Source organism: Lutibacter sp., assembly GCF_030692605.1.
Taxonomy (GTDB): Bacteria; Bacteroidota; Bacteroidia; order Flavobacteriales; family Flavobacteriaceae; genus Lutibacter.
Genome location: NZ_JAUYUD010000081.1, coordinates 1 through 16,585, shown reverse-complemented (window position 1 = coordinate 16,585; position 16,585 = coordinate 1). Strand labels below are relative to the sequence as shown.

Annotated in this window: 10 protein-coding genes and 1 pseudogene; 7 read left to right on the top strand and 4 right to left on the bottom strand. The window is 30.2% G+C overall.

The window, feature by feature from the left end; genetic code table 11:
- Positions 1-5: 5 nt before the first annotated feature.
- Both phoU and Q8S45_RS07415 read left to right on the top strand, forming a co-directional pair.
- Positions 6-674 (top strand): phosphate signaling complex protein PhoU, encoded by a 669-nt coding sequence (gene phoU, locus Q8S45_RS07420; protein ID WP_305603058.1) that lies wholly within the window; start codon positions 6-8, stop codon positions 672-674.
- A gap of 230 nt (positions 675-904) precedes the next feature.
- Positions 905-3,163, top strand: coding sequence for an inorganic phosphate transporter (locus Q8S45_RS07415; RefSeq protein WP_305603055.1), 2,259 nt, complete (start codon positions 905-907; stop codon positions 3,161-3,163).
- Positions 3,164-3,219: 56 nt separating this feature from the next.
- Here the strand turns inward: Q8S45_RS07415 and Q8S45_RS07410 are convergent, their stop codons facing one another.
- The 4 genes from Q8S45_RS07410 to mfd all read right to left on the bottom strand — a co-directional run bounded on the left by Q8S45_RS07410 (position 3,220) and on the right by mfd (position 8,458).
- Positions 3,220-3,510 (bottom strand): Eco47II family restriction endonuclease, encoded by a 291-nt coding sequence (locus Q8S45_RS07410; protein WP_305603151.1) that lies wholly within the window; start codon positions 3,508-3,510, stop codon positions 3,220-3,222.
- Between the two features lie 282 nt (positions 3,511-3,792).
- A complete protein-coding gene (locus Q8S45_RS07405) occupies positions 3,793-4,161 on the bottom strand; it encodes a hypothetical protein (RefSeq protein ID WP_305603052.1) in 369 nt (122 codons plus the stop codon).
- Between the two features lie 70 nt (positions 4,162-4,231).
- Complete coding sequence (locus tag Q8S45_RS07400) at positions 4,232-5,092, bottom strand: DMT family transporter (RefSeq protein ID WP_305603049.1); 861 nt, start codon at positions 5,090-5,092, stop codon at positions 4,232-4,234.
- A complete protein-coding gene (mfd, locus tag Q8S45_RS07395) occupies positions 5,093-8,458 on the bottom strand; it encodes a transcription-repair coupling factor (protein WP_305603047.1) in 3,366 nt (1,121 codons plus the stop codon).
- A gap of 159 nt (positions 8,459-8,617) precedes the next feature.
- Here mfd and Q8S45_RS07390 point away from each other — a divergent pair, with 159 nt between their 5' ends.
- The 5 genes and pseudogenes from Q8S45_RS07390 (at position 8,618) to Q8S45_RS07370 (ending at position 16,421) form a co-directional block, all read left to right on the top strand.
- Positions 8,618-9,052, top strand: a complete 435-nt coding sequence (locus tag Q8S45_RS07390) for a TerB family tellurite resistance protein (protein WP_305603045.1) — start codon at positions 8,618-8,620, stop codon at positions 9,050-9,052.
- A 41-nt stretch (positions 9,053-9,093) separates the two neighbouring features.
- Complete coding sequence (locus tag Q8S45_RS07385) at positions 9,094-12,261, top strand: exodeoxyribonuclease V subunit beta (protein ID WP_305603043.1); 3,168 nt, start codon at positions 9,094-9,096, stop codon at positions 12,259-12,261.
- 32 nt (positions 12,262-12,293) lie between these two features.
- Positions 12,294-13,487 (top strand): glycine C-acetyltransferase, encoded by a 1,194-nt coding sequence (gene kbl / locus Q8S45_RS07380; protein WP_305603040.1) that lies wholly within the window; start codon positions 12,294-12,296, stop codon positions 13,485-13,487.
- Between the two features lie 113 nt (positions 13,488-13,600).
- Positions 13,601-14,908 (top strand): OmpA family protein, encoded by a 1,308-nt coding sequence (locus tag Q8S45_RS07375; protein ID WP_305603038.1) that lies wholly within the window; start codon positions 13,601-13,603, stop codon positions 14,906-14,908.
- 148 nt (positions 14,909-15,056) lie between these two features.
- Positions 15,057-16,421, top strand: a pseudogene (locus tag Q8S45_RS07370) (OmpA family protein).
- Positions 16,422-16,585 lie beyond the last annotated feature (164 nt).

The window sequence follows — 16,585 nt, the reverse complement described above, 5'->3', positions numbered from 1 at the left end:
AAATTATGATAAATATTGAAGAACAAAGAAATGGATTGAGTCAAATTTGTGAAGAAATGTTGTTGTTGTGTCAAAAGCAAGTTGAAAACGCTTATGAAACCTTTACTGCTTTTGATACAGATTTAGCAGAAGATATTATTTTAAAGGAAAATCGGATGAACGCCCTCGATTTAAAAATTGAGCGAGATACAGATCATTTTATAGCTTTATACAATCCTGTGGCAACTGATTTAAGATTTGCTCTAGCCGTACTTAAAATTAATTACAATTTAGAAAGAATTGGAGATCAGGCATTTGATATTGCAAATCATACCATCGATTTAAATCAAAAGTTAACTCCACAAGTAATGGATAGTTTACAATTTAAAGAAATGTTTGAAACGCTAGATAGTATGTTTAAAGATGTGGTAACTGCATATATGGATGAAAATTTAAATGCTGCCAGAAAAGTATTTAAAAAAGATAAAATTATTAATAAAATAAATGCAAATGCTTTTGAAATTGTAGCAGAAGACGCACTTAAAAACCCAGAATTAATTCGCCAGTATTTAATGGCACTTGTGGTGATGAAAAAATTTGAAAAAATTGGTGATTTACTGAAAAATATTTCTGAAAGTATTATTTTTTATATTGATGCGAAAGTGTTAAAACATAAACATAAAAAAAACAAATAGCTTATTAAATAAAGTATTATATTGGTAATAGCTTAACGCTGTATTAACCTTTACCTATCATTAAAATATGTTATTTGTGTTGCTTTATTTTAAATCCAAAATTAATGTGAAATATAATAATTTTTTATTATATTTCATTTCATAAATAAAAATAGAAACCCGCGTACAGTAATGGCTGTAAGCGGGTTTTTTTAATTAATAATTAATAATCAAAAAACAAAAACAAAAATATGGATAATCTTTATTTTTATATGATAATTGCCTTAGGTGTTTTGGCAATTGTTGATTTAATAGTTGGCGTTAGCAATGATGCCGTTAACTTTTTAAATTCAGCCATTGGGTCAAAAGCTGTTTCTATGCGTACAATTTTAATTGTGGCAAGTGTAGGGGTGGCGTTAGGAGCAATTTTTTCTAGTGGCATGATGGAAGTAGCAAGAAAAGGAATTTTTAACCCAGAAATGCTAATGTTTAGCGACATCATGATTATTTTTATGGCTGTTATGATTACGGATATTCTATTATTGGATTTCTTCAATACTATAGGAATGCCAACTTCTACAACTGTATCTATTGTATTTGAATTATTAGGAGCCGCAGTTGCAATGGCTTTAATAAAAATTTCTATTGTAGATGGTCATTTTTCTGATGTTGTAAACTACATAAATACCTCCAAAGCAACCGAAATTATTGTTGGTATTTTACTTTCTGTTGTAATTGCATTTACGGTTGGTATGCTGGTACAATATGTAGCACGATTGCTATTGTCTTTTAATTTTGAAAAGAAAGCAACTTGGATTGGTGCTCTTTTTGGAGGTATTGGATTAACATCAATTATTTATTTTATTCTATTAAAAGGAATTAAAGACACAGGTTTTGCAGCTGAAAATTACGATTTTTTAGGTGGAATGACTATAAGTCATTTTTTAGAAAAATTTGCAATGTTAATAATCCTTCTCAATCTTGCTTTTTGGTTTGCCATTTCGTATATTTTAATGTCATTTTTTAAAGTAAATGTGTATAAAATAATAATTTTAGCAGGTACTTTTGGTTTGGCATTGGCTTTTGCGGGTAACGATTTAGTTAATTTTATTGGGGTGCCAATTGCTGCGTATCAATCTTATGAAGTTTGGAGTGTTTCGGGGATTCCTGCCACTGAGTTTGGAATGGGCTTTTTAGCCGATAAAGTTCCAACTCCAACAATACTATTATTTTTATCGGGTATTGTAATGGTTTTGACCCTATGGTTTTCTAAAAAAGCAAGATATGTTACTCAAACTGAAATCAATTTATCAAGAGAAGGCTCGTCCAAAGAAAGGTTTCAACCAAACTTTTTGTCGAGATCGCTGGTTAAATCAACCAAAGCAGTTTCAAAGTATTTTCTAATAAAAACGCCAAAACCAGTTCTTGATGTTATTGAAAAACAATTTGAAAAACCAGCTTTTGAATTTAACAGCGATAAAACTCAAAATTTACCTGCATTTGATTACATAAGAGCATCAGTAAATTTAATGGTAGCTAGTGTTTTAATTGCAGTTGCCACATCTTATAAATTACCACTATCTACTACATATGTAACTTTTATGGTTGCTATGGGATCTTCTTTATCGGATAGAGCTTGGGGTAGCGAAAGCGCAGTATATAGAGTTGCTGGGGTTTTAAATGTAATTGGCGGATGGTTTTTTACTGCATTTATTGCATTTGTATCCGCGGCATTAATGGCGTACTTAATTTATTCGGGAGGAAACACCATGATTATTGTTTTACTGGTAATTGCCGCAATATTAATTTTCAGAAACTCTATGCTGTACCTTAAAAAATCTAGACAAATACCGGAAGAAGACAGTTTAAGTTCAACTCAGGAAAGCTCATTTCAAGGAGTTGTTGAAGAGACAGGTAAAAACATTTCAAAAGTGTTTAAAAGAGTAAATAAAATTGAGGAAAACACCATTGATGGTTTAATAAACCAGGATATAAAAACGCTTGAGAAAGCTAAAAAAACAGTTGGCAAGTTAGAGGTTGAAATTGAAGATTTACAAAACAACATTTTCTATTTCATTAAAAATTTACAAGAATCTTCTGTAAATGCTAGTACTTTCTATATTAATGTTATTGGCGAGTTACAGGATATTACTCAAAGTGTTGGGTTTATAAATAAAATTAGCCATAAACATATTAAAAATCATCATTCGAGTTTAAAGAAAAATCAAGCGAAAGAACTGATAGATATTCAAAAGAAGTTGGAGGTTATTTTTAGTGAAGTGGAGGATTTATTTAACACTATGTCTTTTTATAAAATTCAAGGTTTAAACCATGATATTCGATTATTATTGCAAGAAGTTTCAAAATGTGCTCAAATGCAAGTAGAGCGAACTAGAACTACAGAATCTAGTCCCAAAAACGCAACGTTGTATTTTAATATTTTATTGGAAATTGAAGACATGTTAAAATCTACCATGAACTTGTTAGATCTTAATTCTCAACATAATTAACATAAATTAATAAATGGTAAAAGGGGTTCATTTTCTGAGCCCCTTTTTTTATGCAATTAAACTAGTGAGAAAGAAGAATCTTCATTGTCAACAATCCATTTTTCAAATTTGTTTTCATCAATTGTAAAATCAACAAAATAAAATTTAGCATTTTTAAAAATTTGCGCATCTTTTGTTAGTTTCTCAAAAATACAATCTTCAATGTTTTTTAAAATTTCATTAAATTTAAAAACAGCAAACAAAGTATCATCTTTTGCTTTAATATCAAATCCGCTTAAATTTCCAACTTCAAAACCTTCAATGCCACCTAAAATTTGCTCGTGAAAAGTTCCAATAGAATTATTTATGGATTTGTCTATTTGTCTTAAAATTTCAGCTTGTATTAAACTTTCTTCTTCGTAATATTGTTTTTAGCTTTTAAGTATGCTATATGGAGATTTTCTATACAATCTAATAGATGTTTATCCGAAATATAATCTACATATTTATTTTTCATACTTTTTAGAAGTTAGTTTTGCGTAGCTAAATTATGAATTATTATTCAATTTTATCAAAAGTTATAATTTTCACTATTTTGATATTGTTATTACTGCAGATGAAAATTTTAAAATGGAGTTTACAGTTTAGTCTTAAAACTGAGCTCTTAAACCTTGTTCCCATTCATCTAAAAACTCTTGAATTTCGTCAATAAATTCAGTAGCTTTTTGAGTTCTATTTATAGTAGCATGCATAACAATTTTATTTCTTTCGGGAGGAAATCCTGTAGTAATTGTCCAAGATAAAGCATTCGGACAATCTAATAATGTAAATCGAACTCCCCCATTAATTTTATCATAACTAATATTAAATTCACCCCAAAGAGTTCCTCCTAAAAAGTTATTATTTAGATCTTCAAGTAAAAACATACTTTCGGTAAAATCTTCTAAACGTTGTGGGTTTATGTTGTCCTGAATTATTTTTTCAGATACTTGTTTATCTATAATTCTAAAAAATTCCATGATGTTTTTTTAAAAATGATTTATTCTCATTCCTGTTCTTGCAGGAACGACATTTCAAATATATATTTAATTATATTTTTCTAGATTGAAAACTTTCAAATACTACTGTCGATAGAATCAAAAACCCACCAATTAATGTGTTTTCAGAAGGCATTTCATTTAATAATAAGAACCCAAAAATAATTCCATAAATAGGTTGAACGCTACTTATAATACTTGCTGTACCAACAGAGAAATTTTTAAAACTCATGACAAATAATGTATGACCAATTGAAGTTGTTACCAAAGCTAAAACAAGTAAAGCTTGCCAATCGTTTGATGTTGGATTTGTTTCAAAATAGAATAAAACGGGCCATAAAAAGGCCGTTATTATTACCATTTGATAAAACATGAGCATAGAGCCATGGTAATTTGATACTTTTTTCTTGATCAATATATTTCTTATTACATAAAAAACCGCAGATATTAATCCAAAAAGAATCCCTTTCGTTGTATTATTTTCAAAGTTAAATTCAGGTGATAAAAAGTAAACGCCAACTAAAACAACAACACCTAAAAATACATGTTTTTTATTCAATGCTGTTTTAAAAAAAAGTGGTTCTAATAATGCTGTTATTACTGGGTACGTAAACAAAGAAAGCATTCCAATGGCTACATTTGAAAGTTGAAGCGCATAAAAATAAGTAATCCAATGCGCACCAAAAAACAGACCACTTAACATTATAGCAGTACCATCTCTTTTGCTTTCAATTTTTAAATTTATGTTACGGTACCAGCAGAAAACACCTAAAATTACTGCTGCGATTAAACAACGCAGCCAAATTGTTACTGGAGGCGGCATTGAAATAAACCTTCCTAAAACACCTGAGCTACTTACCAGAAGAACAGCAATATTAAGTTCAATAAGGTGTTTAAAATGTAAATTTTTCAATTAATTTATATTTTGAAGTGTTTCCAATGCTTTATTCACAGAGGTTATTTTAATAAAAGTTAATAACAGCCTTAGTCCATTTTTGGTTTGTTTTTCTTTTAATACACAACTAGTAGGATTTTGTTTTACGTAGTGTAACACGTTTGTGAAATGCGAAGTATTAAAAAACGTGCTTTTTTGGTCGGAAATAAAATAACCAATCATTCGATGATTTTTTAAAACTAACTTTTCGATACCAAGTTTTTTGGCAATCCATTTTATGCGAACACTGTTTAATAAATCCGCCACTTGAGTTGGCAGGGGTCCGAATCTATCTATTAGTTCTAACTCAAAAAGTTGTAACTCAATTTCAGTTTTGAGCTCTCCTAATCTATTGTATAGGTTTAACCGTTCTGTAATTACATTTACATAATTATCTGGGAATAATATTTCAAAATCAGAATCGATTTGAATTTCTTTCACGTATATTTTTGGGGTATCGGCATCTTCTTTGTACAAGTCTTTAAATTCACTTTCTTTAAGTTCTTCAATGGTTTCATTTAAAATTTTCTGATAGGTTTCAAAACCTATGTCATTAATAAAACCACTTTGTTCTCCACCCAATAAATCTCCAGCGCCTCTAATTTCTAGATCTTTCATTGCAATATGAATTCCACTTCCTAATTCGGTAAATAATTCGATGGCATTTATTCGTTTTCGGGCATCATCGGTCATCATATGAAAAGGAGGTGTAATAAAATAGCAAAATGCTTTTTTGTTAGATCTACCAACTCTACCGCGCATTTGATGTAAATCGGATAAGCCAAAATTATTTGCGTTATTTATAAAAATCGTGTTTGCATTTGGCACATCTAAACCGCTTTCAACAATAGTGGTAGAAACTAATACATCAAATTCGTTGTTAATAAATGCGAGCATTAGACCTTCCAATTTTTTACCATCCATTTGTCCGTGGCCTATTCCAATTTTAGCATCAGGAACCAACCGTTGTAACATTCCAGCAATTTCTTTTATATTTTCAATTCTATTATGAATAAAAAAAACTTGTCCGCCTCGTTGAATTTCATACCTAATAGCATCTCTAATTACTTCTTCATTAAATCTAACAACTGCACTTTCAATAGGAACTCTATTAGGAGGAGGTGTGTTAATAACAGACATGTCTCGGGCAGCCATTAATGAGAATTGCAAAGTTCTTGGAATAGGGGTAGCTGTTAAGGTTAATGTGTCTATATTTTCTTTTAGTGTTTTTAATTTATCCTTTACAGCAACTCCAAATTTTTGTTCTTCATCTACAATTAAAAGGCCTAAATTTTTATATTTAATGGATGTATTGGTGAGCTGATGGGTTCCAATAACAATATCTACTTGTCCGTTTGCTAACCCTTCCAAAACTTCTTTTCTTTGATTTGCAGATCGAAAACGATTTAAATATTCGACGTGAACAGGAAAATCTTTTAAGCGTTCAGTAAAGGTTTTAAAATGTTGAAAAGCTAAAATGGTAGTAGGAACCAAAACAGCCACTTGTTTCCCGTTATCAACTGCCTTAAAAGCTGCACGAATTGCTATTTCTGTTTTCCCGAAACCAACATCGCCACAAACCAATCTGTCCATAGGTTGTTCACTTTCCATATCGTTTTTAACATCTTGCGTGGCTGAAGATTGATCTGGTGTATCTTCATATATAAAACTAGCTTCAAGTTCATGTTGTAAGTAACTATCTGGCAAAAATTGAAGTCCTTTTTGCATTTTTCGCTTTGCATATAATTCAATTAAATTATAAGCAATGTGCTTGATACGAGCTTTTGTTTTTTGTTTTAACTTTGCCCAGGCTCCTGAGCCTAACTTGTATAATTTAGGAGCGGCTCCATCTTTTCCATTGTATTTAGAAATTTTATGTAGTGAGTGAATGCTGATATACAAAATATCTCTATCTCCGTAAATAAGTTTTATGGCTTCTTGCTTTTTTCCTTCAACATCAATTTTTTGTAATCCACCAAATTTTCCAATTCCGTGGTCAATGTGAGTTACATAATCGCCAATTTCTAAATTAGTTAATTCTTTTAAAGAAATAGTTTGCTTTTTAGCATAGCCATCTTTTAATCTGAATTTATGATAGCGCTCAAAAATTTGATGATCGGTATAGCAAATAAGTTTATGTTCTACATCAATAAATCCTTGATACAAAGGCGATACAATGGTTTTGTATTGAATTTCTTTATTAACATCATTAAAAATATCATGAAATCGTTCCGCTTGTTTTTGAGAATCGCAAAACAAGTAATTGGTAAAACCGTTTTTAGTATTTTCGTTGAAATCGGCAATTAATAAATCGAATTGTTTGTTAAAAGCAGGCTGAGGTTTTGTTTGGAACGAAACTACATTAATCTGATTTTTTTGATGAGAAGCTAAAATAGGCGCGGCTTTTTGTGCATTTACAATTTCTACAAAAGAAAAATCTTGTAATTGCTTGGTTAAAACATCTCCATTACAAAAAAGCTCGTTTGGCTTAGCATGGTTTAATACCGATTTTAAATTTTGAAATGCAATTTCGGCCTTATCGAATAACTGGTCTAAATCGTTTTTAATTAAATCAGGATTTTTTGCAATTACTACGGTATTAGATGAAATATAATTTAAAAAACTTTCTCTTTTTTCAACCAATGTTTTATTTTCAACATTGGGCATAATACTAATTTTGATTTGTTTCTCAAGAGATAATTGTGTTTCTACGTCAAAAGTTCGAATGCTATCTACTTCATCACCAAAAAACTCTATTCTGTAGGGTTCGTTGTGGGAAAAAGAGAACACATCAATAATTCCACCCCGCACAGAAAATTGTCCAGGTTCGCTTACAAAATCGACTCTATTAAAATGATATTCAAAGAGCACTTCATTAACAAAATCTAAACTTAATTGATCTTTTAAATTAATTTTTAATGTATTTCTATTTAGTTCTGCTTTTGTTACCACTTTTTCAAACAATGCACCCGAATACGTAACAATAAGTGAAGGTTTTTTTTGAGAATTAATTCTGTTTAAAACTTCAGATCTTAATAAAATATTAGCGTTGTCGGTTTCTTCAATTTGATAAGGTCTGCGGTAAGAACCAGGATAAAAAAGTACATCTTTATCGCTTAAAAGTTGTTCAAAATCATTTAAATAATAAGCAGCTTCTTCTTTATCATTTAAAATAAAAAGAAATGGTTTGTTGGTTTTTTTAAAACATTCTGAAACAATAAAAGATAACGAAGAACCAACCAAATTTGAAATTTTCAAAGTGGATTTTTCTTTCGATAATTGCGGAATCAATTGTTTGTTCTCAACAATTTTTTCGAAAAGGTCCAGAATCTTTTGCTTGCTCAAATTTTGCGAATTTTGCCAAAGGTAACATTTTAATAAAAACACCTAAAAAGTATTGTTGAATTTTCTTGACTTTTAATTGAATTTAAATGAGAATCTTTTCAATTTAAAATTCTGTCTATTATATCGGTTTTATTATATTTGCGATAAATAAAATAAAAAATGAGTATTTCAGATTACAATTTAAGTGGCGAACAAAAAAGAAATTTATTTCATTTTGCAAGTGTTGTAAAATTAGCATTAGAAGATAATATAATTACCATTGAAGAAGAAAAGCTGCTTAAAAGATTGGCAAAACGATTCCATATTTCTGACGAAAAATATAAGCAAATTATTGAAAACCCAGAGGAATATCCGATAGATACACCTCATAGTTATGACGAACGAATTGAGCGTTTGTATGATTTAATTAAAATGGTTTTTGCAGATGGGTCAGTGTCCAGTCATGAATTGCATGTTTTGAAAAAAATTAGTTTAGGACTTGGTTTTTCATTACAAAATGTTGATAATGTAGTCTCTGAAGCAGTTAAAAGTTTAGAAAACGATTTAGATTTAGAAGATTTTTCAAAAGCGATTAAACGCTCTAATAAAATTTAAAACTGTCCTAATTTCATTATCTTGCATTATATTTATACGTAATGCAGCTTACTTCAAATTTTCAAGTTTATAGTGCCTCTGCTGGTAGTGGAAAAACATTTACATTGGTTAAAGAGTATTTAAAAATTCTTTTGTCGGATGATAATCCATTTAAATTTCAGCAAATATTAGCAGTTACTTTTACTAATAAAGCTGCTGGTGAAATGAAGGAACGAATTATTGAAAATTTAAATGATTTTGCCTCAAACAAATCAAACGATTTATTGTTAATAATTTGTAAAGAATTGCAGGTAACAGAAAAGCTTATTTTTAGTAAATCCAAACAGATTTTAGGTGCTATATTGCAAAATTACTCAGCATTTAGCGTTACAACAATAGATAGTTTTACTCACAAATTAGTTAAAACATTTGCGTTCGACCTTAAACTTCCGCTTAATTTTGAAGTTGAAATGGACGCCGTAAGTTTATTAAATGAAGCGGTAGAATTAATGATTTCTAAAATTGGAGAAGATAGAGAGTTGACAAAAGTACTAGTTAATTATTCACTACAAAATATTGATGACGATAAGGATTGGGATATTTCAAAATCGCTCAAAAATTTTGTTAAAATAATATTAAATGAAAATAATGCGGCGCCTTTAGAATCTTTAAAAAACCTCGAGTTAAATTGGTTTGTTTCCCTTAAAAAAGAATTGATAGCAACCAATAAAAAAATAGTTAAAGAATTTGAAACTATTGGAAATAAAGCACTTGAACAAATTAAACGTGCAGACTTGGAGATAGCTGATTTCGCCTATTCAGGTGAATTGCCAAATCATTTTAATAAATTATCACTTTTTAAATTAAAACACGACACGGTAAATTTTGAAGGAAGATTAAACAAGTATTTTGAAGAAAAAAAACATTTTTATGCTGGGAAATGCTCATCAATTATTAAAGAAAAAATTGACCAGTTAATGCCAGATTTAGAAATAATCTACAATCAATCCAAAAAGATGTTTCTTGAAAATTATAGTAACTATGTTAGAAATTTACTTTTGGCAGAGAGTTTAACCCAGTTAGCGGTACTTAATAGCATTTATCAATCTTTAACCGAGATTAAAACAGAAAATAATATTTTGTTGCATTCAGAGTTCAATCGGCTTATAAGCGATTCAATTAAGGATGAACCAGCCCCTTTTATTTATGAAAGAATTGGTGAGAAATACAGATATTATTTTATTGATGAAATGCAAGACACTTCTGTTTTGCAATGGGAAAATAGTATTCCACTTGTTGAAAATGCTATTACATCTGAAAATGAACTTGGCGAAACAGGTAAATTAATGCTGGTTGGAGATGCAAAACAATCAATTTACAGATGGCGTGGAGGAAAAGCGGAACAGTTTATAAATTTATCTTCTAAAAATGACATTGATAACCTTTTTAAAGTTGCTAAAAAAGTAGAGAATTTAGACACCAATTTTAGAAGTTATAGCCAAATAATTAACTTTAATAATTCATTTTTCACCTTTGCGGCTTCTTTTTTAACCAATAATGAGTATAAAAATTTATATGTAGAGGGATCTAAACAATTATTGAATAAAAAAAGTGGCGGATATGTGCAGTTCGATTTTGTAGATAAAACAGATGATGAAGAGGAAGATAAGGATTTAGTTTATCCCAAAAAAGTATACGAAATCATAAAAAATCTTGATGGTATTTTTGATAAAAGTGAAATTTGCGTGTTAGTTCGAAAAAACAATCAAGGAGTTGAAATTGCAAATTATTTAACCCTAAATAAAATTGACGTAATATCGTCGGAATCGTTGCTTATAAAAAACAATAAAAAAGTAAATTTTATTATTACTATTTTTCAGATTTTAGATAATCCATTAGGTAAAGACTTTAAACTAAAGGCACTCTATTTTTTATACGATTATTTATTAGTTCAAAAAGATAAACATGAGTTTTTTGAAGAAACAGTTCACTTAAATAATTTCAATTTTTTTAATAGTTTAAGACAGTTTAAAATTATTTTTAGTGAAATTAAATGTGCTCAATTGGCACTTTACGAAATGGCGGAATATTGTATTCAAGCTTTTAAACTAACTGAAACATCAGATGCATATTTACAATTTTTCTTAGATGTAATTTTTGAGTTTCAACAAAAAAACGGATCAGATTTAAATGGGTTTTTGGAGTTTTGGGAATTGAAAAATGAAAAATACAGCATAGTTGCTCCAGAAGCAAAAGATTCGGTAAGAATAATGACCATTCATAAAGCTAAGGGGTTAGAATTTCCAGTTGTAATTTTCCCATACGATATCGATATTTATTATCAGCAAAATCCAAAAGTCTGGTATAATTTTGATCATATGGAGGAGCAACACCAATTACTTATTAATTACAGTACCAAACTCAATAGTTTGGGCGAGCAAGGAGTGCAACTGTTTTTGAAGCAACGAGAAGAATTGGAATTGGATAATTTTAATATTTTATATGTAGCTCTCACAAGAGCAAAGGAACAATTATACATAGTTTCAGAGTTCAATAAAAAAGGAAAAGAAATTGAAGATAAACTAAAAAAAACATCAGGTTTATTTATTCAATATTTAAAATCCTTAAATAGTTGGCAATTGGGAAAAACAACCTATTCATTTGGAAATAAGAATAGATTATCAACTCCAAAACTGCCTGACACAGGCACTATTACTCATAAAAAATTAATTTCAAATTCCCTAGAGAATCATCAAGTAGTTTTAGCAACAAGTTCTTCATTATTATGGGGTACAGAGCAGGGCAATGCTATTAATAACGGAAATTTGTGGCACGAAATATTGGCTAAAATTAAAACAGAGAGTGATATTAGTGAGGTTGTTGCAAGTTATTATTTTAAAGGAATTTTAAATGAAAGTGAAAAAAATCAAATTGAATCTTATTTGGAGCAATTGATAAATCATCCAAAAATAGCTATTTATTTTAGTCAAAATTACGAAGTAAAAACAGAACAAGAAATAGTTATAGAAAATAGAGCAATTTTAATCCCAGATCGATTATGTTTTATGGGTAATAAAGTAACAATAATTGACTATAAAACAGGAACAAAAGAAATGGAACATCGGAAACAGTTAGAAACATATGCACAAGCGTTAGAAAAAATGAACTATACGGTTGAAAATAAAATATTGATTTATATTGGAGCTAAAATCACCATTGAAGAAATATAAATTCCTTTAACTTTGTAAAAAATAAAACAGATATGTACGGTAAAATGCAACAACATTTAATTAATGAACTTCAAGAAATTAAAGAAGCAGGTTTATATAAAAGAGAACGAATAATTACATCATCTCAAGATGCTGAAATTACAATAAGTACTGGCGAAAAAGTTATTAATTTTTGTGCCAATAATTATTTAGGTCTATCAAATCATCCAGAAGTAATTCAAGCAGCTAAAGAAGCTTTGGATAGTCACGGATATGGAATGTCATCAGTTCGTTTTATTTGTGGAACACAAGACATTCACAAACAATTGGAGCAAAAAGTCGCTGATTTTTATCAAACAGAAGATACCATTTTGTATGCTGCTGCTTTTGACGCAAATGGTGGCGTTTTTGAGCCTTTATTTTCTGAACAAGATGCAATTATTTCAGACGCCTTGAATCATGCTTCAATTATAGATGGTGTTCGTTTGTGTAAAGCAGGTAGATATAGGTATGAAAATAATGACATGAAGTCGTTAGAAGAACAACTTATTGAAGCTACTAAAAAGGGACATCGTTTTAAAATTATTGTCACCGATGGTGTTTTTTCTATGGACGGAGTGGTTGCAAGTTTAGATAAAATTTGTGATTTGGCGGACAAATATGACGCCTTAGTTATGGTAGATGAATGTCATGCTGCTGGTTTTATTGGAAAAACAGGAAGAGGTACCTTGGAACTAAGGAATGTTATGGGTAGAGTTGATATAATAACAGGAACCTTTGGTAAAGCATTGGGTGGAGCAATGGGTGGATATACTACTGGTAAAAAGGAAATTATTGAAATTTTGCGCCAACGATCGAGACCATATTTATTTTCAAATTCATTGGCACCAGCAATTGTAGGAGCTTCCTTAAAAGTATTTGAAATAATATCTTCAAACACAATTTTAAGGGATAAATTAGAATGGAATACGAGATTTTTTAAGGATGGAATGATAAAAGCAGGGTTCGATATTGTAAAAGGGGACTCAGCAATTGTACCTGTTATGCTTTATGATGCCAAATTAGCTCAAGAAATGGCCAATATGTTATTGGAAGAAGGTATTTATGTAATTGGTTTCTTTTTTCCAGTTGTTGCAAAGGGTAAAGCAAGAATTAGAGTGCAATTATCTGCTGCTCATACTCAAATACAGTTGGAAAAAGCAATACTAGCTTTTATAAAAGTTGGGAAAAATTTGAAGATTATTTAGAAATACCGCAAAAACACTCTATTTTTAATATTATTTTGTATTTTTGTTATTAAGTTTAAGCTAAAAATAGCTTACGATTGTAAAAAAAGAACACTAAATTTAAATTTTTGAAAATGAAACACTTAAAAATTGCCGTATTGGCTTTGTTATTTATGGGAATCTGTAACACTGCGAATGCTCAGGATAAGGATAATCCTTGGATGACAAATTTTGGATTAAATTACATTGATATTAAAGATGGTGATTCTGGAAGTTTTCTTCCAAGAATTTCTGTTGGTAGGTATTTAGGATCGGGGTTTAGTTTAGAACTTGCTGGCTCTGTAAATAAAATTGGTAAACCATGGGGGTCAGGAAATATTGCTACCTACGCCGGATTAGATTTAAATGCAAAATATGATTTAAATAATGCTTTTGGAGAATCAAAATGGTTTGATCCATTTTTGTTCGTTGGAGCTGGTGAAAATTGGCTTGGTGCTCAAAATGGTTTAGGAATAAATGCCGGATTAGGATTTAATGCATGGTTTAATAACCACGTTGGAATTAATGTTACTTCTAGTTATAAAAAAGTTAACACGCCAGTTGATTTTCAGATGTATCAACATTCTGTAGGAGTTGTATGGAAATTTGGGAAATATGATTCCGATGCTGATGGAATTAGAGATAAAGATGATGAGTGTCCAAACGTTGCTGGTTTAGCAGAATTTAATGGTTGTCCTGATACAGATGCTGATAATGATGGTGTGGCTGATTGTTGTGATGAATGCCCAGATGTTTTTGGGTTAAAAGAATTTAAAGGATGCCCTGACACAGATGGAGACGGAGTTCAAGATTCAGAAGATAAATGTCCAGAGGTACCAGGTTTAATAACTTTAAACGGTTGCCCTGATAGAGATGGTGATGGTGTTACAGATGCTGAAGATATTTGTCCAGATGTATTTGGTACAGAACCAAATAGTGGTTGCCCTTATATTGATAATGATGGTGATGGTGTAATTGATATTTTAGATAAATGTATAACTGTACCTGGTCCTGCTGAAAATGAAGGTTGTCCTTATGTTTTTGGTGAACAAATCACGGTAGATATTGCTGCTAAAGGAATTAATTTTGACACAGGGAAAGATATTATCAGACCAAATGTTGCAAAAATATTAGATAATGTGGCAGTTATTTTAAATAAAAATGAAAACCTTAAATTTAATTTTAAAGTTGATGGACATACAGACAACCAAGGTTCTGATGCTACAAACTTGACACTTTCAAATGCTAGAGCCACAGCTGTTAAAAAATATTTGGTAGGTAAAGGTGTTAATGCAAATAGACTTACAACCAATGGATTTGGGGAATCCTCTCCTATTGATACCAATGATACTGCAAAAGGTAGATTTAACAATAGAAGAGTTGAAATTAAAGAAATTAAATAATAGTTTAATAGTTTATATATAATAAAGCAAAAGCTGTTTCAATTTTATGAAGTAGCTTTTGCTTTTATTATTTGGAATCTAAGATATTAAATCATTAAATTTGCGAATAAGAACAAAAAGAAGTATTAATTTAAATTACACCGTAAAAATGAAAAATTTTAAATTAGCCCTATTGGCTTTATTATTTATTGCAGGATTTGGGAATACTTACGCTCAGGACAATAATAATCCTTGGGCTTTAAGTTTTGGAACCAATGCTGTTGACTTTTACCCTACTAACGCTGGACTTGCCGGTCATGGTGGTTGGTTTGATGAATTTGTAAACACAGGAGATCATTACAACATGTTACCTGTAATTAGTAAAATTAGTGTAGGTAAGTATTTAGCAGATGGTTTTAGCTTAGAAGCAGTTGGATCATTAAATAAAATTTCTAAAATTGGAGATAACACTGCTGATGATTTATCTTATTACGCTTTTGATGGTGGTGTGAAGTATGATTTAAACAATGTGTTCGGAGAATCTTCTTGGTTGGATCCTTATGCTACTGTTGGTGGTGGTTATACTTGGATGGATGAATTAGGAACAGGAACATTTAATGGAGGTTTAGGTATAAACTTTTGGTTCAATAACAATTTAGGTCTTAACTTAGAATCTAAATACAAACATACCTTTGAAAGTAATATCGTTCAACATTTTCAACATTCTTTAGGTCTTGTTATAAAATTTGGTGGAACTGATACTGATGGTGATTGAATTTTTGATAAAGATGATGCTTGTCCTGAGGTGTTTGAATTAGCTGAACACAAAGGTTGTCCAGATTCTGATAATGATGGTATTATTGACTCAAAAGATGATTGTCCTAATGTTGCTGGTTTAGCTGCTTTAAACGGTTGTCCTGATGCAGATGGTGATGGTATTGCTGATAAAGATGATGCTTGTCCAAACGAAAAAGGTACAAAAGCAAATGGAGGTTGTCCTGATACAGATGGTGACGGATTAATTGACTCAAAAGATGCTTGTCCTAAAGTTGCCGGTCCAGCTGACAATAAAGGTTGTCCTTGGCCAGATACAGATGGAGATGGCGTTTTAGACAAAGATGATAAATGTATTAATGTTGTTGGTCCAGCTTCAAACAAAGGTTGCCCAGAAATCTCTGCAGAGGAGGTTGTTAAATTAAAAAGTTTATTTAAAACAGTTTATTTTAATACAGGATTAGCTACTTTTAAATCTGAAACATACCCAGTATTAGATGAGTCTGCTACAATTATGGCGAAATATCCAATCACAAAATATTCGGTTGAAGGTCATGCAGATAGCGTTGGTAATAATGCTCTTAACTTAAAATTATCTGATGCTAGAGCAAATGCGGTTAAAGATTACTTAATTTCTAAAGGTGTTAACGAAAGTAATATTTCAGCGAAAGGTTTTGGTGAAGAAATGCCAATTGCTTCAAACAAAACAAGTAAAGGTAGATCTCAAAATAGAAGAGTTGAGATTAAATTAGTAAAATAATTTAATTACTTTAAAATTATATTTAAAGAAGCTGTCTCACAACTAGAGACGGTTTATTTATACTTTTATTTGGAAGTTTTATTAGTTTTTTGTATATTTAATCATTGATATACAGATACTTAACTATGAATTTCAGACATTACAACCAACAACAAACGATACTT